Source organism: Streptomyces sp. cg40 (assembly GCF_050320165.1).
In the GTDB taxonomy this organism is placed as follows: domain Bacteria; phylum Actinomycetota; class Actinomycetes; order Streptomycetales; family Streptomycetaceae; genus Streptomyces; species Streptomyces hokutonensis.
Genome location: NZ_CP190128.1, coordinates 9,888,838 through 9,910,585 on the forward strand (window position 1 = coordinate 9,888,838; position 21,748 = coordinate 9,910,585).

Below are 21,748 nucleotides of genomic sequence, written 5' to 3' on the forward strand. Positions count from 1 at the left end.
TGTTCCAGGAAAAGGTGATGCGACCGGGAGTCACTCGTTCGACGCAACGGGACACCGCTGCGTCCTCTCCCGGAAAGCGTCCTGCGGTCGTACCTTCGCTCAACTCGCGGTCGGGTTCGGCGTCGACCTGGTCGCCGCCCACCGCTACGTCACCGAGGCCGTGAACGTCCTGGCCGTCCTCGTTCCCACCCTGCAGCAGGCCATGGCCGTTGCCGTATGCGAGGCGTTCGTGATCCTGGACGCAAGCCTGCTGCCCGTCGACCGCATCGCGGCCGACGACCCCTTCTGCTCCGGCAAGCACCGCAAACACCGCATGAACGTCCAAGCACTCACCGACCTGTTCGGGAAGCTCATCCGGGCTCCACCGGCCCTGGCGGGCGCGGTCCACGACATCAGGCAGCTCGCTCCCACGGCCTGCTCGACACCTTCAACACCGGAGCTCTCCGCCGGGAAGAAGGCCGTCTACCGCGCCCACGCGAAGATCCGCACACTCGGCGAACAGGTCATGGCCACCTCAACTCCTGGCGCCTGCTGCGGAAGCTGCGCTCCAGCACCTACCCGCATCACCGACCTCGTCACGGCCGTCCGCACCCTGGAGCCGACCGCGCAACCTGAGGAGGAAGCCTCACCGCCTCGTATACTCCTGGCGTGATTGATACGCCGAGCCTTTTCCACGTTTCGTCCGTGCTCAATCGGCAGTCGATCGCCCGGCATGGCCTGGATTGGGCCCGGATGAGCGCCGCACGGGGAATCGCCGGCAGCCGCCACCCCGAGGTGGAGGGGATCTTCGTCTGCCGGGGCGAGGAGGAAGCAGCGTTCTTCCTTCAGATCAACAACACCGGCGGGCCGGTTGATCTCTGGTCCGTGGACGGCGTCGATGAAGGGTTGCTCCGCGACAACGGCAACGGATTCGCCTACCTGCCCGGCCGCATACCGGCCGCGCGAGTCCGCCTCCTGCGGTCGGACGTTCCTCCGGAGCTTGGTTTTTGACTTCGCGCGGCGGCACGGCTGGGGGCAGACCCACGCGGAGTCTGGATGCGAGCCCGGCGAAGGCGTGGTTGCAGCGCAGGTGCGCTAACCTCCTCAGCCGCCTGGCGGCTGCGCGTCAGCTGCCGTCGCGTGCCGATGTGTCGTCGCCAAGTCGGCTGCCGAGGAGATGCGCACTTCCAAGTCACCCGTCCCGAGGTGGCCGATGCCGCGCATGTCACGAGAGAAGTTCTCCTCCAACTCGACCGTGTCCGCGTCGATTCGGGGGTGGACCAGGATGACCTCCTGCTTCGGGCGGAAGATCAGCGGGGCGAGGTTCAGCATGCGCCGGCAGGCGATGCAGTGCGGGAGCGGAGCCACTTCGACCTCACCCCAGGCGTGAGAGCTTTAACCAACTCGCCGTACAGGTCTTTCAGAGAGTCGGGAACGATGTCCGGTGCCGTCGGCGTCGACGGCTTCCTGCCTCCGTCGTCATCGGCCTCGGCCCTCTCCCGTCGCTCGCGTCGAGTCGGAGCGGGACGGGGAGTGCCCGGTGCGGATTCGACGAGCAGCAGTCCCAACAACCCACCCTCGAAGCTGCGGTAGCGAACCAGGCCGATGCGTTCGTGCGGACGCTTTACGGCGAACCGGTCGTGGTGCGAGACGTCGGCCGCCGTGCGCAGACCATCGGCAGGTTCCGCCAGTCGATCGACTCGGCAGCCTCGGTGCCCAGCTTCTCCGTGACCAGCGCCTCGAACTCGTGATGCGCCGAGTCCAGCCGCGCCATGTAGGAAACCGACTGGGACAGAACGCCGACGTCGGCCCCCTTCTTGAACTCGATCACGACCGGGATGTTGTTCTCGTCGGACCCCCAGCGTGTCGATGCGCCCCCGGTGTCACGGTCCGGTCGGGTACTCCGATGCCAGCAACCGGATGCCCAGCAGCAGCTCCATGCCCGCCTTTACCGACGCTGCAGTTCCACCTCCAGCGCTACCGTCGAGCCCCGAAGCTCGACGTCCCGGCCATCGGCGTCCCGCCGGAACAGCATCAGTTCGCTCACCAGCGTCCCCCTCTCACGATCGGCGCAAAAGGAGCAATCGGAACGCGTGCGCGGGGGTATTCCAGCCGGGGAGGAGTCATCTGTCTCGCTGCTGAATGCGGTGAGGGTCCGTCGGTCCGGCAGATCGCCGACACCGTAGGGATGAAAGGCACGTTGTGGTCGCGCATCGCCTCGAAAACCTTGAAGGGGAACGCGAGGCCCTGGTGCGCGACGGACCAGGCCGACGCATTCGCGAGCCAATGCTCTGAGAGGACGGTTCCGCTGGGGGCTCGATGCTGGGCCGGACATCTTCCGCTCAGCTTCCACCACGGCGTTCGCCCGCTGCTACCGGCTCGGCACCCCCGTACCGCAGCCGGGCCCATACCGAGACCGCCCGCCCCTGGGAGCCACGGGGGCAGCGATTCGGATGAAGCTCAGAGGTGACTGAGAAGTCCCTGTGAAAAAGTGCTGAGGCCCCGGAGCGCCCACCTTCCGGCCAACCCTCAATGGAGAAAGTCCCCATGAGCCTCACTGTCATCAATGGACTACCCGCACATGTCCTCTTCGTGCACTTCGTCATCGTGCTCGTACCCCTGAGCGCCCTGGCACTCGTAGTGTGCGCGGCATGGCCCGCAGGTGCCCGGCGGCTCGGCCTGCTGCTGCCGATCCTCGCGCTCGTCACGTTGGCCAGCGTTCCGGTGGCCACACATGCGGGGGAGTGGCTGGAACAGCACGTCGGCAGCGACCCGTTGGTGCGCAAGCACGCCGAACTCGGTGACGGTCTGCTCCCGTGGGCTCTCGGACTCTTCGTGATCTCGGTCGTCGTCTGGTGGACGACCCGCCGCTCATCACCGGCCAAGGAAGGCGTGCCGAGTGCTTCATGGGCGCCCTCGGTACTGATTCGGGGCGTGGTCGTGACCCTGTCCATCGCTGTCGCGGTCGGCGCCACTGTGGACTTGTACCGGATCGGCGACTCGGGCGCCAAGGCCGCCTGGCAAGACAACTACTCCAAGACGGTCACGCAGAACGGCGGCTGACGGGACGCGCCGGCGTGAGGACCCGGTTCCTCCGCACGCACGGTATCGACACCGCAAACCGACCTGGTAGTCCGATCAGCCGCGGTGTGCACCAACGCCGAACTGCCCGGGAGGGCCACGGCCGAGGCGAAAGGGGATCGACTCACGGATCAAGCTCATGACCACCGTGGACGAGCAGCGGTCCGAGGTCGGCGGGACAGTCCTTACGGTTCACGCCAAAGGCGCCCCCGAAGCGGTGCTCCCCAGGTGTACCCACCTCCAACATTCCGGCAGCGCACCTCCGTTGACGAACGACGACCGCGCTGTCGTGACCTGGGCCATGGACGACTACGCGGAGGCCGGGCTGCGCGTCCTGGCCGTCGCCGTCTGTCAACTGCCCACCGGGGCACCGGTCCCGGCAGTACGGGAGGAGGTCGAACGCGTGGACTGTGCCTGCTCGGCCCGGTCGCCGTGAGCGATCCTCCGCGACCCCGGGTCGCAGCCGCGACCGCCCGTGCCCATCAGGCCGGCATCGGCGACGACAAGCCGCGCATCGTCAACCACCGAACTCGACCGGCTCCCCGAACGAGAACTGGATCAACTCCTGGTGTGCTGCGGGCGAAGTGCCCTTCGCCCGCAGCACACCAGAAGCCAAACTCCGCATCGCCGACGCGTTGCGTGCCCGAGGTCGGTCATCGCCATGACCGGGGGCGGCGTCAACGACGCCCCCGTGCTGCGCAGGGAGCCGTCTGCCGGTATCTGATTCCAGTCGTCACGAGATCTCGAACGGACTGACCGGTCCTTGTGGCGGAGGTCCCCCCTCGGCGATGCCACAAGGACCGGGAGGGACATTTCGCAGTCGCCCCTCGGGTGGGAGGATTCGGCGAGCAGTCCTTGCGGGAGTGTGGACTGTTCCTCCCTGTCCCTCTCTTAGGGTCGTCGTAAGCAGGTCGCTTCGTCAGAGGCCGTTCAGCCTTGAGTCAGAGCCCGTTGGTCCCGAGCAAGGCACAAGACCTTTGGATCGGCCTCGGGTTGGACGCGGAGATCTTCACCGTGTGCTCGACGCTGCCAGCGGTCCGGGCGTTCGCCCTCGTCGCCGTAGTAGGCGGCCCGCATGAGGTGCTGCATGTCGTCGAGCATGGGCATCCTCGGGTTGGCGGGTGCGCACTGGTCCTCGTAGGCGTTCAGCGCCTGCTGGGGCAGTGCCTCCAGGAACGCGTGCTCGTCGACATCGAGGGCCTTGAAGGTCGGTTCGATGCCGACCGCGGTGCGGAGGTGTTCCACCGCCGCGGCCAGCGACTCGACGCCCTCGGCCGGGGTGGCGGCGGGCAGGCCGATGGTGCGGGCGATGTCCTGGAAGCGTTGCGGGGCGCGGTAGTTCTCGTACTTGGGCCAGCCGGTGAGCTTGGTGGGGACGGTGCCGTTGTAGCGGATGACGTGGGGCAGCAGGACGGCGTTGGTGCGGCCGTGTGCGAGGTGGAAGGTGGCACCGAGGGTGTGGGACATGGCGTGGACGATGCCGAGGAAGGCGTTGCCGAAGGCCATGCCGGCGATCGTGCCGGCGTTGTGCATCTTCTCCTGTGCGTCGGGTCGGGCGGTGCGGTCGTTGACCGCGGCTTCGATGTTGTCGAAGATCAGCCGGATCGCTTGGAGAGCGAGGCCGTCGGTGAAGTCGTTGGCGTAGACGGAGACGTACGCCTCGATGGCGTGGGTGAGGGCGTCGAAGCCGCTGTCGGCGGCCAGGGCCGGGGGCAGTTCGGTGGTCAGGAGGGGGTCGACGATGGCGACGCTGGGGGTGAGGGCGTAGTCGGCCAGCGGGTACTTCTTGCCGGTCGCAGGGTCGGAGATGACGGCGAAGGGGGTGACCTCGGCGCCGGTGCCCGACGTGGTGGGGATGCACACCAGCCGGGCGAGTTTGCCGAGGACGGGGAAGCGGAAGGCGCGCTTGCGGATGTCGGAGAACTTGTGGCGCATGTCGGCGAAGTCGATGTCCTTGCCCTCGGCCTGCTGCTCGTAGAGCAGCCACATCACCTTGGCCGCGTCCATGGGGGAGCCGCCGCCCAGGGCGATGATGGTGTCGGGGCGGAAGTCGCCCATGAGGCGGGCCCCGCGGCGGACGGAGTCGATGCTCGGCTCGGGTTCGACGTTGTCGATGACCTGGATGGTGACCGGTTCCCGGCGGCGGCGCAGCACGTGCTCGATCCGGTCGACGAAGCCGAGGCGGGTCATGGTCGCATCGGTGACGACGGTGACGCGGTGGACGTCCGGCATGGAGGCGAGGTAGCGGATGGACTGCGGCTCGAAGTAGATCTTCGGCGGGACCTTGAACCACTGGAGGTTGTTGCGGCGCGTCGAGACGCGTTTGACGTTGAGCAGCTGGGCGGCGGAGACGTTGTTGGACACCGAGGTGCTGCCCCAGGAGCCGCAGCCCAGGGTGAGCGAGGGCAGCAGGCTGTTGTAGATGCCGCCGATGGCGCCCTGCGAGGACGGCGCGTTGACGATGACGCGGACGGTCTTCATGCGCTTGCCGAACTCCTCCGCCAGCGCGGCGTCCTCGGTGTGGATGACGGAGCTGTGGCCCTGTCCGTGGAAGGCGACCATGTCGGCGGCCAGGTCGAAGCCCTGCCGCTCGGAGCCGGCGCGCAGTACGGCGAGGACGGGGCAGAGCTTCTCGCGGGTCAGCGGTTCGTCGGGTCCGACCCGGCCGGTCTCGACGAGGATGAGCGAGGTTTCGGCGGGCACGGTGAAGCCGGCCTGCTCGGCGATCCACGCCGGGCTCTGTCCGACGGCCGCCGCGTTGATCTTGGGTTCGCATCCGGCCCCCGCCTTCTGATCCAAGGGGAAGAGGAACCTCTCCAGCTTCGTCTTCTCCTCGGCGTTCGCCAGATGGGCGTGCAGGGTGGCGAACTCGGTCAGGGCGGCGTCGTAGATCTCGTCGTCGAGGATGACGGCCTGCTCGGAGGCGCAGATCATGCCGTTGTCGAACGACTTGGACAGCACCAGGTCGTTGACGGCCCGGCGCAGCTTGGCGCTCCTGTGGACGTAGGCGGGAACGTTGCCGGCGCCCACCCCAAGGGCGGGCTTTCCGGCCGAGTAGGCAGCCTTGACCATGGCGTTGCCGCCGGTCGCGAGGATCAGGGAGACGCCCGGGTGACGCATGAGCGTGCCGGTGGCCTCGACGGACGGTGTCTCGATCCACTGGACGCAGTGCTCGGGCGCGCCGGCGGCGACGGCCGCGTCGCGCACCACGCGGGCGGCCTCCGCGCTACAGCGCTGGGCGGAGGGGTGGAAGGCGAACACGACCGGGTTACGGGTCTTGAGCGCCATCAGCGCCTTGAAGATCGTGGTGGAGGTCGGATTGGTGACCGGTGTGATCGCGCACATCACGCCGACCGGTTCGGCCACCTCGATCATGTCGTCGATGTCGTCGCGGGCGATGACACCCACGGTCTTCATCGTGCCCATGCTGTGCGTGACGTGCTCGCAGGCGAACATGTTCTTGGCGGCCTTGTCCTCGAAGACCCCCCGCCCGGTCTCCTCGACCGCGAGGCGGGCCAGCGCGGTGTGCTGGTCCAGGGCGGCGACCGACGCCTTGTTCACGATGTGGTCGACCTGCTCCTGGTCGAGGCTCTCGTAGTCGGCAAGTGCCTTGAGCCCGTTCCTCACCAGCCGGTCCACGGCGATGGCGGTGCTCGACGGCGCCTCGGCGGGGACAGCGGTCGCGGTGCGGTCGTCGTGGCGGGTCATGGAAGGAGTGCCTCCAGCGTCGAGAGATGACGCCGCACGGCCGGCGGCGCGGGGTGGAGGCGGCACCGCGGGGGATCGGTACCGCCTCCACCAGCAGCGTCCCTCCGCGAAAACCTGTGGTTCCAGGTCCCGTTGGTCCCGTCGAGGGGCTGACCGGCCCCGTGCCTTCGGGCCGGGAGACCTCTCTGACACCGGATGCCGGTCGCCGGGGAAGGAAATGTGCCCGCAGACGGCGGAGAGTGGGTTGGACAGGGACTGTCCGGGAAGCCGGCCCAACTCCACGGGCGGACTGGGTCGAACGTCCCTCATCCGGTCCCCGTGCGGCCCAAGCCCATCTCCCTCTCCTGCCAGCAGGCTGGTGGCACACCTGGGACATCGCCGGGCATCCATCGGGAGGGCGAGGGACATGACCGTGCGCGTGGGCATCAACGGCTTCGGCCGGATCGGACGCAACTACCTGCGCTGCGTGCTGGAGCGCGCCGAAACGGCGGCGGGCACGCCGGTCGACGTGGTGGCGGTCAACGACATCGCCTCACCGGCGGCACTGGCCCACCTGCTCACCTAGGACTCCACCTACGGCCGCCTCGGCCGCACCGTCGAGCACGACGAGACCTCGTTCACCGTCGACGGCCACCGCATCGCCGTGAGCGCCGAACGCGACCCGGCCGCGCTTGCCTGGAGCGACCTCGGCGTGGACGTCGTCATCGAGTCCACCGGCCGCTTCCGCACCCGCGAACAGGCCGGCCTGCACCTGAGGGCGGGCGCCCGCAAGGTGCTGCTGTCCGTGCCCGGCAAGGACGTCGACGCCACGATCGTGATGGGCGTCAACGAGGGCACCTACGATCCGGACAGCCATCACGTCGTCTCCAACGCCTCGTGCACCACCAACTGCGTGGCACCCATGGTGAAGGTGCTCGACGAGCACTTCGGCATCGTCAAGGGCGTGATGACCACCATCCACGGCTACACCAACGACCAGGTCGTCCTGGACGGCCCGCACAAGGACCCGCGGCGCGGCCGCAGCGCCGCCGTCAACATCATCCCCACCAGCACCGGGGCCGCCCGTGCCGTCGGCCTGGTCCTGCCCGAACTCGCCGGCACCCTGGACGGCATCGCCGTACGGGTGCCCGTCGAGGACGGCTCGCTGACGGACCTGAGCCTGATCCTCGACCGTCCCGTGACGGCCGAGGAGGTCAACGCCGCGTTCCGGGAGGCCGCCGACGGACCTCTGAAGGGCGTGCTGCGGGTGTCCGACGCCCCGATCGTCTCCCGGGACGTCGTCGGCGATCCCGCCTCCTGCGTCCTGGACGCCCCGCTGACCCAGGCACACGGCGAACTGGTCAAGGTCTTCGGCTGGTACGACAACGAATGGGGTTACACCAACCGCCTGCTGGACCTCACCGAGTACGTCGCCGCCACGCTCCCGCGACTCTGACGGGCGAAGACTCGGGCGCGACGGCGGGGCCGTGAACGGTTCGCTCCTGGAGATCGTTACCGCCTTTCCGATGGGTCGTTGAGAGCTTGGCCGTCCGGCCGAGTCAGCCCTCAGGGAAGGTAGCGCCCCCGGTGTTGTCGCAGTTCGAGCCCTCCTTGTCGTCCCCCGGACTCCGGTCGGAGACCGGCGCCGACACCGCCCCGCTGTCCGTGCACCCGAAGGTGTTCCGGGACGAACTGGCAAGGGCGGCCGAGTGGGTGGCGGACTACCTCGAGCAGCTGCCGGAGCAGCCGGTCACGCGGCCCATGCCGGAGGCGCACAGAAGAGCCCTGGCCGCCGGTTCACTGCCCGACGACGGCCAGGACCTGGCCGGACTGCTGGACTTCGTGAGGGAGTCCGTCGCTCCCTACCCGACCGGGAACGGGCATCCGGCGTTCTTCGCCTGGATCAACTCGCCTCCGTCCCAGCCCGGGGTGATCGCGGAGCTGCTGGCCTGCGCTGTCAACGCCACCTGCGGGATGGGCGAGCACGCCCTGATGGACCTCGAACGCGGGGTGGTACGCGACCTGGCCGTGTTGGCGGGCCTTTCGGCCACCGCCGGCGGGGTGTTGACCAGCGGTGGATCGATGGCGAACCTGCTGTGCCTGGCCACCGCCCGGCAGTGGTTCCTGCAACGGCTCGGGGCCACCGACGGGCTGGCGTACGACCAGGCCCACGCACGCCTCGTCGCCTACCACAGCGACCAGGCACACATGTCGGTGGCGAAGGCCGCCGCCGTCATCGGGCTGCCCGCCTGGCGACTGCGCTCCGTGCCCACCACCTACGACCGCCGCATGGACCTGGCCGCGCTGCGCGCCGCCGTCGACCGCGACCGCGCGGCCGGGCTGCTCCCGTTCTGCGTGGTCTCCAACCTGGGCACCACCGCGAGCGGCGCCATCGACACCCCCGCGCCCATCACCGACCTGTGCCGGGAGCACGGCATGTGGCACCACGCCGACGGCGCGTGGGGCGGGCTCGGCGCGCTCCTGCCCGAACTGGCCGCCGCCTACCAGGGCATCGCCGAGCTGGACTCCCTCACCATCGACCCGCACAAGGCCCTGTCCGTTCCCGTCGGCTGCGGCGCCGCCCTGGTCACCGATCCCGAGGCGCTGCGCGCAGCCTTCGCCTTCCGCGCGTCCTACCTCGACGGCGACCAGGAATGGCCCTGGCTGTCCGAGTACACGATCGAACTCACCCGCCCCGGCACCCGCGCCCTCACACTCTGGGCCACCCTCCGCCACCTGGGCCGCTCCGGGGTCACCGCTCTCCTCACGCACTACCAGGACCTCGCCCGCCATCTCCGGAACCGCATCCATGCCCACCCCGAGCTCCAGCTGTGCACCAGCGGCCCCCTGCCGGTGGTCTGCTTCCGGCTCGCCACCCCCGAGGACGGCACCGCCTCCGCCTTCCACGCCGCGGTCGCCACCAGGCTCCAACAACGCGGCCATGCCTACCTCGCCACCGTCGAACACCGGGGTGAGACCGTCCTCCGCGCGTGCATCTGCAACCACCTCACCACCACGGCCGACCTCGACACCCTCCTCCGGGAAGTCCTCATCGCCGCAGAGGAGCTCGGTCCACTCGTGCCCGGCCGCACGGCGCGGTAGACGGTTCGAGCCGGCCGAGCACCGTCGCGGGCACGGCGTGTACCTGTTGCCCCCGGGGAACCGGCACCGCGTCACGTCCCAGCGCCGGTGCTCAGACGGCGGCGCAGGACCACGGCTGCGATGCCGATGAGCGCCGCCGCGAAGAGCGAGAGGACGACGAGGTCCCTCAGGATCCCGGTCAGGTCGCCGTTCTTGGACAAGAGAGTCCATCCCGATCCTTGTCCTGCCCTCGGGCCCGCGACAGGGACCGCACGGCCGGTGCACGGCAGACCGGCCCAGTCCGTCGCCCGGGGCCGGGTGCCCACGACGGCTCACGGGGCCAAGGAGAAGTAGTTCTCCTCCTCCTGCGTGAAGTGCAGGCGCAGCACGGTGTGCAGCCCGTAGAGGCAGGCGCGCAGGTCGCCCAGCTGTGCCGGTGTCGGTCCACCGTCGGCGGCGAGGTCGAGGTGGGTGGCGATGCGGCGGGCGAGCCGTTCGATCTCGGCATGGGCGCGGCTCATCGTGGCGGTCGCCTCGGGGCCGCCGAGCGGGGGCGCGAGCGCGGGGTAGAGCTGGTGTTCCTCGGCGTACTCGTGCGGCAGCAGCCGTTCGGTGAGCAGCCGGTGCACCTGGCGGACCGCTGTGAGCGCCTCGGGCCCGGTGCCGTCGGAGAGGCGGTCGGCGGCGTCGCGCACGGCTTCGACGACGTCCCGCAGGTCGTCGTGCTCGGCGGCGAAGCGGTGGATGAGCGCCTCGGTGGCCGGTTCGAGGACCGGCCGCGCCGCCCGGTCGACGCGCAGGGCGCGCAGCGCGTTGAGGATGACCGCGACGTCGATGCCTTCTTGGAGCAGCGCGCCCACGGCCGGCGGCAGCAGGCCGAAGGCGGCTGCCACCATGGCGGCGAGGGACATCAGCATGCCGGAGAGCGCGCTCTGCACGGCGATGCGCCGGGCACGCACCGCGATGGCGGCGACATCGGCCAGACGGTCCACCCGATCAGTGGTCAGGACGATGTCGGCGGCCTCCGAGGAGGCAGTGGAGCCGCGCGCGCCCATGGCCACCCCGACGTCGGCGGCGGCGAGCGCCGGGGCGTCGTTCACGCCGTCGCCCACCATCACGGTGACCGCACGAGCGCGCTCCGCCCGTACGGCGGCCACCTTGTCGGCGGGCGCCAGTTCGGCCCGCACGTCGTCCAGACCGAGGACGGCCGCGATCTCGTGGGCGGGTTCGGCGCGGTCCCCGGTGAGCATCACGATCCGGTCGATGCCGGCCGCCCGCAGTCGGCGCAGGGTACGAGGCGCGTCGTGGCGCAGCGGATCCCGCAGCAGGACGGCGCCCGCCAGGGTGCCGTCGACGGTGAGCCAGGCGACGGCCGCCCCGTCCAGCAGGGCACGGTTGTCGACCGAGCGTGCCCAGGGCGGCTTCTTGACGGCGGCGTCGAGACGACCGACGGTCATCCGCTGTCCCTCCACGACGCCGGAGACACCCCGGCCTGCCTCCTCGGACACGTCCCGGGGCACGGCGGTCACCAGCCCGCGCTCGCGGGCGGCCTCGACGAGTGTGTGCGCCAGGACGTGCGGGGAGTACTGGTCGAGCGAGGCGGCCAGCCGCAGCACCTCCGCCGGTCGCCGGCCCGGCGCGGCGACCACGTCGAGGACGCGCGGACGGCCACCGGTGAGGGTGCCGGTCTTGTCGAGCAGCAGGGTGCGGGCCCGACCCAGGTTCTCCAGCGCGCCGCCGTCGCGGATCACCACGCCCAGCCGGGAGGCCCGGGACAGGCCGGACACGATGGCCACGGGCGCCGCCAGCAGCAGCGGGCACGGCGTGGCCACGACCAGAACGGCCACCGCCCGTACGGCGGAACCGCTGAACAGCCAGGCCAGCCCGGCCGCGGTGAGGGCCAGCGGCAGGAACCAGGCCGCGATGCGGTCGGCCAGCCGAACCACGGGAGCGGACTCCGCTCCGGCCTGCCGGGCCAGCCGCACGATCTGCGCGTAGGCGCTGTCCTGCTCGGTCGCCGTGGCCCGCACTTCGAAGGCGCCGCCGGCGTTGACCACCCCGCTGCGCACCGGCTCGCCCGGCGCCCTCTCGACCGTCCGGGACTCTCCGGTGAGCACGGACTCGTCGAGCACGGCGGTCGCTCCCACCACGCGCCCGTCGACGGGGACGACCTCCCCTGGCCCGACGACGAGCAGGTCCTCGACACGCACCTCGGCCGACGGCACCGTGAGCACCTCGCCGCCGGTGCGGCGCCGGGCGGTGCGTGGCGCGTGTTCCAGCAGGGCGCGCAGATCGTGGGAGGCCCGGCGCTGCGCCCTGGCCTCCAGCGTGCGGCCGGTGGCGAGCATCAGCGCGATCAAGGCACCGGCCAGATACTCGCCGACCGCCAGGGTGCCGCCCAGTGCCAGCACGGCGATCAGGTCCACTCCCGCGGCACCGCGTCGCAGCGCTTCCAGCACCCAGCCCACGGCGGGTACGACGGCCGCGACGGTGCCCAGGCCCCAGCACAGCTGGGCGGAGCCGGACGCACCCATGAGCCAGAAGACGCCACCGACCGTCACGGCGGCGGCCGTCACGGCCAGGAGAACCGGCTCCAGCGCGGGCGGCAGGAGCAGTGCCGCGAAGGGGCGGAGCCGCGGTTTCGTGGGAATCAGGCGCTTCATCGAAGCCTCACTCGACAGGTCCGGGTGCTTCGGTGCCCTTCTTGCCGGGTGTCGAGACCGACGACGACAGGGCCGTTCACGGCGCACCTCCGATGCCGACGTGCCCCGAGGGGACCGCTCGGGCGCGCGCGTTCCCCCACGCCGGTTCTTCCAGGGTCGTTGCCGAACGACCACCGACGCGAGGGCCGGACGGTCCCAACCCAGGGGTCCGTCCGGCCCTTCGGTGGCTCGGCCGAAGCATCTGTCCGCGGGCTATGCGGCCGGGTGATCGGTGACCACGTCCTGTGGGCTCGGTGCCTCCGCCGAGTCCGTCCGTTCGGCGGCGCCCGCGTCCGCCCGGACCGATTCCGTGTCCGTGGCAATGCGCCGGCCGGTCATGGCCGAGAAGCAGTGCACGGCGTCGTCGCGCACCGCGACGCGGAGCTGGGCTCCCTTGCTCTGGGTGGGGCGTCCGGGAAGCCGGACGACGACCGGGACGAGGTCCTGGCCGAGCTTCGCCGTCGCGTGGAGGTAGGCGACGGCTCCGGTGTCCTCGACCGCGTCGATCACCAGATCCAGTCCCGGCGTCCCCAGGTCGTCGGAGGGGAGCACCCGGAGATGTTCGGGCCGGACGCCGAGCGTGATCCCGGTGCCGCCCTCGGCGGAGGCGGCGTTCAGCGTGGCGCGGGTCAACGGCACGGCCAGGCCGCCCAGTTGAGCCCCGTCCACGGTGAGCGGCACCGTGAAGAGGTTCATCGAGGGAGAGCCGATGAAGCCGGCGACGAACGTGTTGGCGGGGCGCGCGAAGACCTCCTTGGGCGTGCCCACCTGCTGCAGCACGCCGTCCTTCATGACGGCGAGGCGGTCACCCATGGTCATGGCCTCGACCTGGTCGTGGGTGACGTACACGGTGGTGGTGCCCAGACGGCGTTGCAGGACGGCGATCTGGGTGCGGGTCTGCACGCGCAGCTTGGCATCCAGATTCGACAGCGGTTCGTCCATCAGGAACACCTGGGGTTCACGGACGATGGCACGCCCCATCGCGACCCGCTGCCGCTGCCCACCGGAGAGGGACTTGGGCTTGCGGTCGAGGTACTCCTCCAGGTCCAGGATGGCCGCGGCCTCCTCAACCCGCTGCCTGACATGGGGTTTGGGCATGTGCGCGATCTTCAGGGCGAAGCCCATGTTGGCCGCCGTCGTCATGTGCGGGTACAGCGCGTAGTTCTGGAACACCATCGCGATGTCGCGGTCCTTGGGCGGCAGATGGGTCACATCCCGGTCGCCGATACGGATCGAACCGGCGTCGACCTCCTCAAGTCCGGCGAGCATGCGCAGGCTGGTCGACTTGCCGCAGCCGGAGGGTCCCACCAGGACCATGAACTCGCCGTCGGCTATCTCCAGATCCAGTCCGCTGACGGCCGGACGGTCCATGCCCGCGAAGCACCGGGTCGCGTTGTCGAACGTGACGGACGCCATGATCTCCTCCTCCTGGAAACGGTCTCCCCAGACCCACCCTGGAACGGGAGTCGGCGCGATGGCAGGACCCGGACGACCCCTCTCCTGAGCCGGTCGGCCCCTCGGGGACCACCGAGTGCCGCACATGGCCGGGGCTGACGGGCCGGGAAGAGGGGGACACGTTTCCGGTTTCTGATGAGGCCCGCTCGCCCCACGGGCCAGGTGAACCTGTCTGGGCCGCCGGTGCCGGCCACGGCGGCCGCCCTGTAGACAGGAGCCCGCAGGAACGGCCGCAACATGCGGCTCGGATGGCCGCAGACCCGGGCGGCGAGCGGCGGAGGACCTCTTGCCCATGGCCGTCCGGGACGCTCTGGTGTCGTGCGCCACTTCGGCCGCGAGTGTGAGTTGGTAGCCGTCCTGCGAACGACGCGGAAGGACGGGAGGCCGCCTGTCCGCGAATACTCAGGCCCTCCCACCCCACGGACCTCTTGGGAAGGTGCCCGTACGGCTGATGCGGTCGTACCGCCAACGCCAGGGGGCGCAGGGAGACACGCTCGACCTGCGTGAGGTTGCGCAGGCGCAGTCCGGGGACACGGAGCACTCACACAGAGATGAGGATGGTCCGTCACCAAGAACAACGTCCCGGATCTGTCCCACCGCCGCCCTCGACTCCGCGACCGGAGCGGCATCCACGAGCCGCTCAGCGTGACCGTTCCCCCTTTTTGGACCCGCAAGTGACTCTGCATTCGGGGTCGGCGATCAGGCTGTGAGTTGGTGAGCGAGTCGGATGAGTCGGCTGCTCCGAGCGCGCTGGGACTGGTCGGTTCAGTGGGCGTCGAGCCGGATGACATTGATCGCGGTGGCGGAGTAGCCGTGCTGGAGGCCGGTCTTGGGCAGGCTGCGATACCGAGCCCGGTGCAGGTCGGTAATGGCGAGGGCCTGACTGATCGTGTCCTCGCCCCGGCCAGGAGGGGGTGTTGGCCTACCGGGAGTGGGGCTGTTCGGTCAACGGGACAGAGGCGGCCACCGTAGAACCTGCACCGGCATCGCACCGTCCCGGTTCTGTCCGACATCCAGGCACGGCGGAGCGCCCGAGACCTACGGTGGACGACGTGGCCCGACGTCAGACAAGTCTGCGCCCTTTGTGCGGACTGAAACGGTGGATCTACCGGGGTGACGGGGCCGACGCGGTCGCCCGTCTGCGCAACGCTTTCTGGCGGTGGCACTACGGCACGGCGCGCCGAGGACCACGGAGTCGCTCTCATCGTCCGCGGCAGGGCCAGGGGCAGGATGATCGCTTTCCCGGTGGTCCCCGTGGCCGATGAGGGAAAGTGGTACGTGGTGTCGATGTTGGGCACTCACGCCAATTGGGTACGCAACGGGCACGCCTCGGGCGGCGAGGCCGTCATCCGGCACGGACGGGATCACGGCGTCACCCTCCGGGAGGTCCCGGCCTCGTCCCGCGCCCGGATCCTGCGCGCCTACCTCAACGCGGCTCCCGGCGCCCGGCCGCACACACCCGTCGACCGGACCGTGCCGCTGGAGGACTTCGAGCGGATCGCACCCGACTACCCGGGCTTCCATGTCATCGGCCTGCCCGCGCCGGAAACGGCGTGAGGACGCGCCCGGCGAACTCCCCATGCTCGATTCGGACTGTGGGTCGGTCGGCTCTTCGACATGATCGTCCTTCGGCCGTCTCGTGGACCGACGGCCGCGTGAGGTGTCCGGATGCGCTTCGGTCAGGCGATGGTGATGCTGTCGTCGAGGTAGACGTCCTGGACGGCGTGGAGGAGCTGGATGCCTTCGGTGGTGGGCCGTTGGAAGGCTTTGCGGCCGGTGATGAGGCCGGTGCCGCCGGCCCGTTTGTTGATCACCGCGGTGCGGACGGCCTGGGCGAGGTCGCCCTTGCCGGTCGAGGAGCCGCCGCTGTTGATGAGTCCGGCGCGGCCCATGTAGCAGTTGGCGACCTGCCAGCGGGTGAGGTCGATGGGGTGGTCGGTGGTGAGCCTGTCGTACACGAGCGGGTCGGTTTTGCCGAAGTCCAGTGCGCGGAAGCCGCCGTTGTTCTCGGCCTGCTTCTGCTTGACGATGTCGGCCTCGATGGTCACGCCGAGGTGGTTGGCCTGGCCGGTGAGGTCGGCCGAGAGCGCGTAGTCCACGCCGACGTGCCGGAACGCCCGGTTGCGCAGGTAGCACCACAGCACGGTGAACATGCCCAGCTCGTGGGCGCGGGCGAAGACCTCGCTGGTTTCGCGCAGTTGGCGGTCGGACTGTTCGGAGCCGAAGTAGACGGTGGCGCCGACGCCGGCCGCGCCGAGGTCGAAGCACTGCTGGACGCTGCCGAACATGACCTGGTCGTAGTGGTTGGGGTAGGTCAGCAGCTCGTTGTGGTTGAGCTTCACGATGAACGGGATGCGGTGCGCGTAGGTCCGAGATACGGCTCCGAGCGCGCCGAGTGTGCTGGCGACGGCGTTGCAGCCGCCGTCCAGGGCGAGTTCGACGATGTTCTTGGGGTCGAGGTAGCGGGGGTTGGCGGCGAACGCGGAGGCCGCGGAGTGCTCGATGCCCTGGTCGACCGGCAGGATCGACACGTACCCGGTGCCGGCGAGTCGGCCGTGGTCGAAGAGGGACTGGAGGTTGCGCAGGACGCGGGGCGAGCGGTCGGTCGAGGCCACGACACGGTCGACGAAGTCACCTCCCGGCAGCACCAGGTCTTCCCTGGGAATGCCCTGGGCGGTGTGGGTTAGCAGGTCCTTGGCGTCGTCGCCCAGCAGGGCTTGGATGTCGGTCATCGTTCCGCCTCTCCTGTCACCCGGGCACAGCGGGGTTCGTCCGGTCGCCGCGGGTTCACTCTCCACCGTGCCGCGCGGGGTGATCCCTCGGCAGGGTCCGCCCGGCCTCTCCCGGAGGGCGAACGCCCTCTTGACGACCCCTACGCGGACGGCGGGACGCCGATGGTCCGTGGGGAAGCCCGGGAGATCTCGTCGCGAGACATCTGTCAGTGACGTAGGTCCAGGCACGCCACCATCAGTTCCCTCAGCCGTTCCTTCTTTTCGAGCAGGCGGCATCCTTCGGCGCGCCAGTGGCGGCGGGTCCGAGGATGCCGCGGGGCGGCTCGCGGTGTTTCCAGTCCTCTCGGGCCAGTGCCGTGCACGCGTCCTCGACGACAGGCATCATCACGGTCGGCAGGTGGAGAGCCGCCTCCACGCCGACGGTGCGCCGGGCCTGGGCAAGGATCAGCACAGCGGCCTCCCGCCTGCGTGCGATCGGCCGCACCGGCTTGACCGCGAAAAGGTGAGGACGACGCCTGATCGAGGCAACCAGGCTCAGGCGAAGTAGGCCCTCTCGTTCACATGGAACATGTAGTCGTACCAGTGCTCCTCGATGTAGGTGTACCGCGTCGGGTCGTAGCCCCACAGCGCGTGCAAGGCGTCCGCGATCACGTCCTGGTTCGCGCGGACGTAGTTGAGGACCGCGTCGGAGACAGGCGCGTACGACCAGTGCCAGCGCTCCTCGCTGATGGCGGGAGTGGCTGTGGCCGACTCGGCCGTGTACGTCTGGAGGAAGCCGTGATGTGCGGCATTGGCGCGCAGCCAGGTGTAGTTGGCGGCCTCGGGGCCGTTGTCCGTCCAGTCCTGGGGTGTGGTGTCGAAGAAGTCCGCGTCGGAGCCCAGGTGGTGGCGCGAGACACCGGGCGCGGTGGAGGTGCGGAGGATCTCGATCTGACGTTCCTCGGAAGTCAGCGCGGCCCACACCTCGCGGTGCGACTCCTTGTCGGGGTCCCACTGGGGATCGGTGCCGAGCTGAGTGGGATATTCGGCGCGGACCTCGGGGGTGACGATGCCGAACGTGCCGGCTCCGCCCGAACCGGTGCGCAGGAACTCGTACTTGCGGTCCCATATCGTCCGCTGTGTCGCCGCGGAACGTATCCAGGAGACGACGACCGCGTCGCGTGCGGTTCCCGTGCCCGTCGACGCCGCGTCGGCCAAGGCGTTGACCTGCGTGGTCATCTCCGTGCTGATCTCGGCGGGTGCCGATCCCGTGCCGGTGATCCACGCGGCGACCGCTGCCGGGGCGGTGGAGTCGAGGATCCCGGCGATGAACTGTTGGCGGTCGGCGATGTCCTGCTGCGAGGAGTACGTCCGCGCTGTCGCGGAGGAGTTCGTGGCGGCGGCCACCCAGCCGGTCCCGGCTCCACCGACGGTGGCCGCTGCGGCGGTCATCAGTCCGAGGAAGCGCCGTCGGCTGGATGTCGCGCGGCGGTGGGCCGGAGTCGGCCTGCCGTGTGAAGCGGGCATGGTGGTCCGTCCGTGAGATCGATGTCATGAGCCGGTCGACTGCTCAAGATCGCACAGGTTGCCGGTGGAGCGACAGAGGAAATTGTCACTCAAGTGCTGCTGAGGTTAGGGGAGTTGGTGAATGCGCAGGCGCCAGGACCGGGAAGACCACGACGAGCTGCGCGAGTTGCCTCGGGCGACGGCCGCGCACGCGCATGAGGCCCGTCGGGAGTCGGCGCGCACACCTCTGGAAAGGCCCGTACCGGGCGGAGAGCGAGCTCCGCCCGGCACGTGCTTTGGCTGCGCGAACCGATCTCGGGACGTGCACACACACGTTCACCCGCGGCGGTCGGATCCGGGCCGGTCGCTTCAGGTATCGGCCTGGAGCTGGGCGAGTTCGGCCTCCGGGTCTGCCATTGCCTCGCCGTCGGCCATGAGGTCGGTGATCTGCTCGCGGGTGCGTTCGCCCTTGTGGAAGTCGTCGGCCTTCTGACCGCGGATCAGGACGGCGAAGTGGTCGCCGACCATCATGGCGTGACGCACGTTGTGGGTGACGAGGATGACCGCGACCCCCTTGGCGCGGGCCTGCATGACGATCCGCAGGACGTGCGCGGCCTCCTTGACGCCGAGGGCCGCCGTGGGCTCGTCGAGGATGAGGACGTTGGCGCCGAAGTAGACGGCCCGTGCGATGGCCAGGGCCTGGCGCTCGCCGCCGGAGAGACTGCCCACCAGGCGGCTGCCGTCCGTGACGCGGGTGATGCCGAGGGACTGCATCTCCCGTACGGCGATCTCGCCCGCCAGCTTCTTGTCGAAGAGCCTGAACGGACCGAAGCCCTTGGTGAGTTCGGCGCCCACGAAGAAGCAGCGGCCGACGCCCATGAGAGGGAAGGTACCGCCGAACTGGTGGACGGTGGCGATGCCCTGGTTGCTGGCGTCGCGCGGGCTGTCGAACTCGGTCTTCTCACCGTTGAGTTCGATGGTCCCTGTGCTGGGCTGGTGGAACCCGGAGAGGACCTTGATGAGGGTGGACTTGCCGGCGCCGGTGAGACGGAGAAGGGGTGTGGTCATGGTCAGGCCTTCTTCGCGGTGCGGGGCTTGTAGGGCAGGGCGAGGTGGCGGAAGGTGTTGTTCATCAGGACGGCGGCGAGGATGAGGATGCCGAGGATCAGGCTCGCCCAGTCGGAGTTCCAACCGGTGTGGTAGATGCCCTGGTTGACGATGGCGAAGGTCAGCGTCCCGAGGACGACGCCGATGACGGAGCCGTGTCCGCCGGTCAGCAGCACGCCTCCGACGACCACGGCGACGATGGAGTTGAAGACGAAGGACTGGCCGTTCGCGACCTGGGCGCCGTTGTGGAGGATCGTCTGGATCACACCGACGAGGGCCGCGCCGAAGCCGCCGGCCATGTAGAGCGCGATCTTGACCTTGTCGACCGGGATGCCGGTGGCTCGGGCGCTCTCCTCGTCCCCTCCGATGGCGAAGATCCAGTTGTTGTACTTCATCCCCTGGAACACCACCGTCGCAGAGCGCATGGTTCAACCACGTCGAGGTCAACGCCCATGACCATGGCGGCCACTTCATCCCCTGGGAGAACCCCGACGCCGGGGTGAACGATCTGCGCCGCACCTTCCGCGACCGCAGGCCCTGAACCGCGTCGAGGACTTTCTCCCGGCAGGCAGCCATGGCCGATTCCCCGAGGAATGCCGAGCCCCTCCCCCGGAAATCTCCTTGACCTCCCTAAACGGATGGGGATTTGCCTTTGAGGCAAATCCGTTCGCATGAGGCCCGGTTCGGTGTGAGGGTTCCGTAACTCTGCTTTGTTCCGGATGACTTGGTTCGGTAACCGGAAGTGGCTGAAGTAATGGTCACAAGCAGCGGCGGGGCGCAAGACCTCGGCGCCAGGCATGGAGGAAGTCATGCCCGAGATGTATTTCGATGTGCGCTGGCCCGATGATACGACCCAGCGCTGCTATTCTCCCTCGACGGTCGTCGAGGAGTATTTCGCGGCCGGCGACACCTATGAACTCACGGATTTCCTGGAGCGCAGTCGGACGGCGCTCGGAATCGCCGCTGAGCGGATCCGGGAGAAGTTCGGTTTCCACTGCACCGGTGCTTCCGGCCAGTTGGAGCAGATCGAGGAGACGGTGCGCGTCCGGGCCTTCCCCGCCGGCAGCAAGGTCACGGTCGAGGCGCTGCTCGACGCCAACGGGAGCCCGAGGTGAGCGTGGTGCCCCGCCTCGCCGGGGCCCATTACACCGTCGCCGTCATCGGCGGCGGCCAGGCGGGACTGTCGATCAGTCACGGTCTGCGCGAACGCGGTGTCGGGCATGTGGTGGTCGAGGCCAACCGGGTGGGACACGAGTGGCGGGAGCGCCGCTGGGACTCCTTCTGCCTCGTGACCCCCAACTGGCAGTGCAGACTGCCGGGACACCCCTACACCGGCGGCGACCCGAACGGCTTCATGGTCCGCGACGAGATCGTGCGCTACCTGGAGGAGTACGTCACCGCCTTCCAACCCCCGCTGGTGGAAGGGGTGGCCGTGACCCGGCTGCGCCACTCGGCGACCGGCGTCTTCGAAGTCACCAGCACTGCGGGGGAGTTCACCGCCGACCAGGTGGTCGTCGCAACCGGCCCCTACCACCGGCCGCGGATCCCGAGGGCCGCCGAACGGCTGCCCGCAGCCGTCGCCCAGTTCCACTCCTCCGGCTACCGCAACCCCGGCCAACTCCCGGACGGTGCCGTCCTCGTGGTGGGCACCGGCCAGTCCGGCTGCCAGATAGCCGAGGACCTCCACCTCGCCGGCCGGCAGGTACACCTGGCGGTCGGCAGCGCACCCCGGGTCGCCCGCTTCTACCGCGGCCGGGACTGCGTGGCCTGGCTGGACGAGATGGGCCACTACACCAAGAGCATCGACGGGTTCGACGACGCCGACGCCGTGCGCCTGCGGGTCAACCACTACGTCACCGGACGGGACGGCGGCCGCGACATCGACCTGCGCGCCTTCGCCCGCGACGGGATGCGGCTGTACGGCCGTCTGACCGAAGTCGGCGGTGAGCGGCTGGAGTTCGCCGACGACCTGAAGGTGAACCTCGACCACGCGGACGCTGTGGCCGAGGGCATCAAGGACGCGATCGACGCGTATATCGAGGCCAACGGTATCGAGGCTCCCGAGGAGGCCCGGTACGTACCGGTGTGGGAACCGGACGGAGAACCGGGGGAGTTGGACCTCGCGGCCGCCGGTGTCACCTCCGTCGTCTGGGCGACCGGCTTCACCCGTGACCACCGCTGGATCGAGATCCCGGTCTTCGACGGCCGCGGCTACCCGATGCACTGGCGAGGCGTCTCCAGCGTGCCCGGCCTGTACTTCCTGGGCCTGCCCTGGCAGCACTCGTGGGGTTCGGGACGCTTCGAGGCGGTGGGCAAGGACGCGGAGTTCCTGGCCGGCCACATCGACGCTTCGCGCCGTCTCGCCGACGTCTGCGGCACCCTCACCGGCGCGCCCAGCTCGCTCGCCTCCGCCCTCCCGATCGGCTGAAGGAGGTATCC

General features: G+C 69.6%; 15 protein-coding genes and 5 pseudogenes. 10 read left to right on the forward strand and 10 right to left on the reverse strand.

Annotated features, from left to right (window positions below; translation table 11 throughout):
- Positions 1 to 85: 85 nt before the first annotated feature.
- Both ACQHII_RS44560 and ACQHII_RS44565 read left to right on the forward strand, forming a co-directional pair.
- A pseudogene (locus ACQHII_RS44560) lies at positions 86 to 652 on the forward strand (IS5/IS1182 family transposase); the annotation flags it as partial.
- Entirely contained in the window at positions 649 to 990 is a 342-nt protein-coding gene (locus tag ACQHII_RS44565; protein WP_427924630.1) for a hypothetical protein, read from the forward strand. The pseudogene ACQHII_RS44560 and the gene ACQHII_RS44565, both read left to right, overlap by 4 nt.
- Before the next feature lie 93 nt (positions 991 to 1,083).
- On the opposite strand, the pseudogene ACQHII_RS44570 reads toward ACQHII_RS44565, so the two are convergent.
- A pseudogene (locus tag ACQHII_RS44570) lies at positions 1,084 to 2,026 on the reverse strand (DUF5655 domain-containing protein).
- 500 nt (positions 2,027 to 2,526) lie between these two features.
- Between ACQHII_RS44570 and ACQHII_RS44575 the strand changes: the two are divergent.
- The 3 genes and pseudogenes from ACQHII_RS44575 to ACQHII_RS44585 all read left to right on the forward strand — a co-directional run bounded on the left by ACQHII_RS44575 (position 2,527) and on the right by ACQHII_RS44585 (position 3,496).
- Positions 2,527 to 3,042: a DUF2231 domain-containing protein gene (locus ACQHII_RS44575; protein ID WP_427924631.1), complete on the forward strand. Its 516-nt coding sequence runs from the start codon at positions 2,527 to 2,529 to the stop codon at positions 3,040 to 3,042.
- 148 nt (positions 3,043 to 3,190) lie between these two features.
- Positions 3,191 to 3,286 (forward strand): annotated as a pseudogene (locus tag ACQHII_RS44580) (hypothetical protein); the annotation flags it as partial.
- A gap of 39 nt (positions 3,287 to 3,325) precedes the next feature.
- Complete coding sequence (locus ACQHII_RS44585; RefSeq protein ID WP_427924632.1) at positions 3,326 to 3,496, forward strand: hypothetical protein; 171 nt, start codon at positions 3,326 to 3,328, stop codon at positions 3,494 to 3,496.
- Positions 3,497 to 3,990: 494 nt separating this feature from the next.
- Here the strand turns inward: ACQHII_RS44585 and adhE are convergent, their stop codons facing one another.
- Positions 3,991 to 6,768 carry a bifunctional acetaldehyde-CoA/alcohol dehydrogenase gene (gene adhE / locus ACQHII_RS44590; RefSeq protein ID WP_427924633.1) on the reverse strand — a complete coding sequence of 926 codons (2,778 nt, stop codon included), beginning with the start codon at positions 6,766 to 6,768 and terminating at the stop codon, positions 3,991 to 3,993.
- Positions 6,769 to 7,174: 406 nt separating this feature from the next.
- On the opposite strand from adhE, the pseudogene gap reads away from it, so the two are divergent.
- Positions 7,175 to 8,203: pseudogene (gap, locus tag ACQHII_RS44595) on the forward strand (type I glyceraldehyde-3-phosphate dehydrogenase).
- A gap of 131 nt (positions 8,204 to 8,334) precedes the next feature.
- Complete coding sequence (locus ACQHII_RS44600) at positions 8,335 to 9,849, forward strand: pyridoxal phosphate-dependent decarboxylase family protein (RefSeq protein WP_427924634.1); 1,515 nt, start codon at positions 8,335 to 8,337, stop codon at positions 9,847 to 9,849.
- A 71-nt stretch (positions 9,850 to 9,920) separates the two neighbouring features.
- On the opposite strand, the gene ACQHII_RS44605 is transcribed toward ACQHII_RS44600, so the two are convergent.
- From ACQHII_RS44605 to ACQHII_RS44615, 3 genes and pseudogenes are all read right to left on the reverse strand, one after another.
- The gene (locus ACQHII_RS44605) at positions 9,921 to 10,049 is read right to left on the reverse strand and encodes a hypothetical protein (RefSeq protein ID WP_427924635.1); all 129 of its coding nucleotides are present in this window, start codon (positions 10,047 to 10,049) and stop codon (positions 9,921 to 9,923) included.
- A gap of 111 nt (positions 10,050 to 10,160) precedes the next feature.
- Entirely contained in the window at positions 10,161 to 12,491 is a 2,331-nt protein-coding gene (locus ACQHII_RS44610; RefSeq protein ID WP_427924636.1) for a heavy metal translocating P-type ATPase, read from the reverse strand.
- A 354-nt stretch (positions 12,492 to 12,845) separates the two neighbouring features.
- Positions 12,846 to 13,946 (reverse strand): annotated as a pseudogene (locus ACQHII_RS44615) (ABC transporter ATP-binding protein); the annotation flags it as partial.
- A 1,152-nt stretch (positions 13,947 to 15,098) separates the two neighbouring features.
- On the opposite strand from ACQHII_RS44615, the gene ACQHII_RS44620 reads away from it, so the two are divergent.
- Positions 15,099 to 15,542, forward strand: coding sequence for a nitroreductase/quinone reductase family protein (locus ACQHII_RS44620; protein ID WP_427924637.1), 444 nt, complete (start codon positions 15,099 to 15,101; stop codon positions 15,540 to 15,542).
- 122 nt (positions 15,543 to 15,664) lie between these two features.
- Here the strand turns inward: ACQHII_RS44620 and ACQHII_RS44625 are convergent, their stop codons facing one another.
- The 5 genes from ACQHII_RS44625 to ACQHII_RS44645 all read right to left on the reverse strand — a co-directional run bounded on the left by ACQHII_RS44625 (position 15,665) and on the right by ACQHII_RS44645 (position 19,734).
- Positions 15,665 to 16,717 carry a class I fructose-bisphosphate aldolase gene (locus tag ACQHII_RS44625; RefSeq protein WP_427924638.1) on the reverse strand — a complete coding sequence of 351 codons (1,053 nt, stop codon included), beginning with the start codon at positions 16,715 to 16,717 and terminating at the stop codon, positions 15,665 to 15,667.
- Between the two features lie 244 nt (positions 16,718 to 16,961).
- Positions 16,962 to 17,168, reverse strand: a complete 207-nt coding sequence (locus ACQHII_RS44630; RefSeq protein WP_427924639.1) for a hypothetical protein — start codon at positions 17,166 to 17,168, stop codon at positions 16,962 to 16,964.
- 83 nt (positions 17,169 to 17,251) lie between these two features.
- Positions 17,252 to 18,148 (reverse strand): D-alanyl-D-alanine carboxypeptidase family protein, encoded by an 897-nt coding sequence (locus ACQHII_RS44635; RefSeq protein WP_427924640.1) that lies wholly within the window; start codon positions 18,146 to 18,148, stop codon positions 17,252 to 17,254.
- 423 nt (positions 18,149 to 18,571) lie between these two features.
- Positions 18,572 to 19,270 (reverse strand): ATP-binding cassette domain-containing protein, encoded by a 699-nt coding sequence (locus ACQHII_RS44640; protein ID WP_427924641.1) that lies wholly within the window; start codon positions 19,268 to 19,270, stop codon positions 18,572 to 18,574.
- A gap of 2 nt (positions 19,271 to 19,272) precedes the next feature.
- Positions 19,273 to 19,734, reverse strand: a complete 462-nt coding sequence (locus ACQHII_RS44645) for an ABC transporter permease (RefSeq protein ID WP_427924642.1) — start codon at positions 19,732 to 19,734, stop codon at positions 19,273 to 19,275.
- A gap of 384 nt (positions 19,735 to 20,118) precedes the next feature.
- On the opposite strand from ACQHII_RS44645, the gene ACQHII_RS44650 reads away from it, so the two are divergent.
- Both ACQHII_RS44650 and ACQHII_RS44655 read left to right on the forward strand, forming a co-directional pair.
- Positions 20,119 to 20,424: an MSMEG_0570 family nitrogen starvation response protein gene (locus ACQHII_RS44650; protein ID WP_427924643.1), complete on the forward strand. Its 306-nt coding sequence runs from the start codon at positions 20,119 to 20,121 to the stop codon at positions 20,422 to 20,424.
- On the forward strand, positions 20,421 to 21,737 hold the full coding sequence (locus ACQHII_RS44655; RefSeq protein ID WP_427924644.1) for an MSMEG_0569 family flavin-dependent oxidoreductase: 1,317 nt from the start codon (positions 20,421 to 20,423) through the stop codon (positions 21,735 to 21,737). Before ACQHII_RS44650 ends, ACQHII_RS44655 begins: the two co-directional genes overlap by 4 nt.
- Positions 21,738 to 21,748 lie beyond the last annotated feature (11 nt).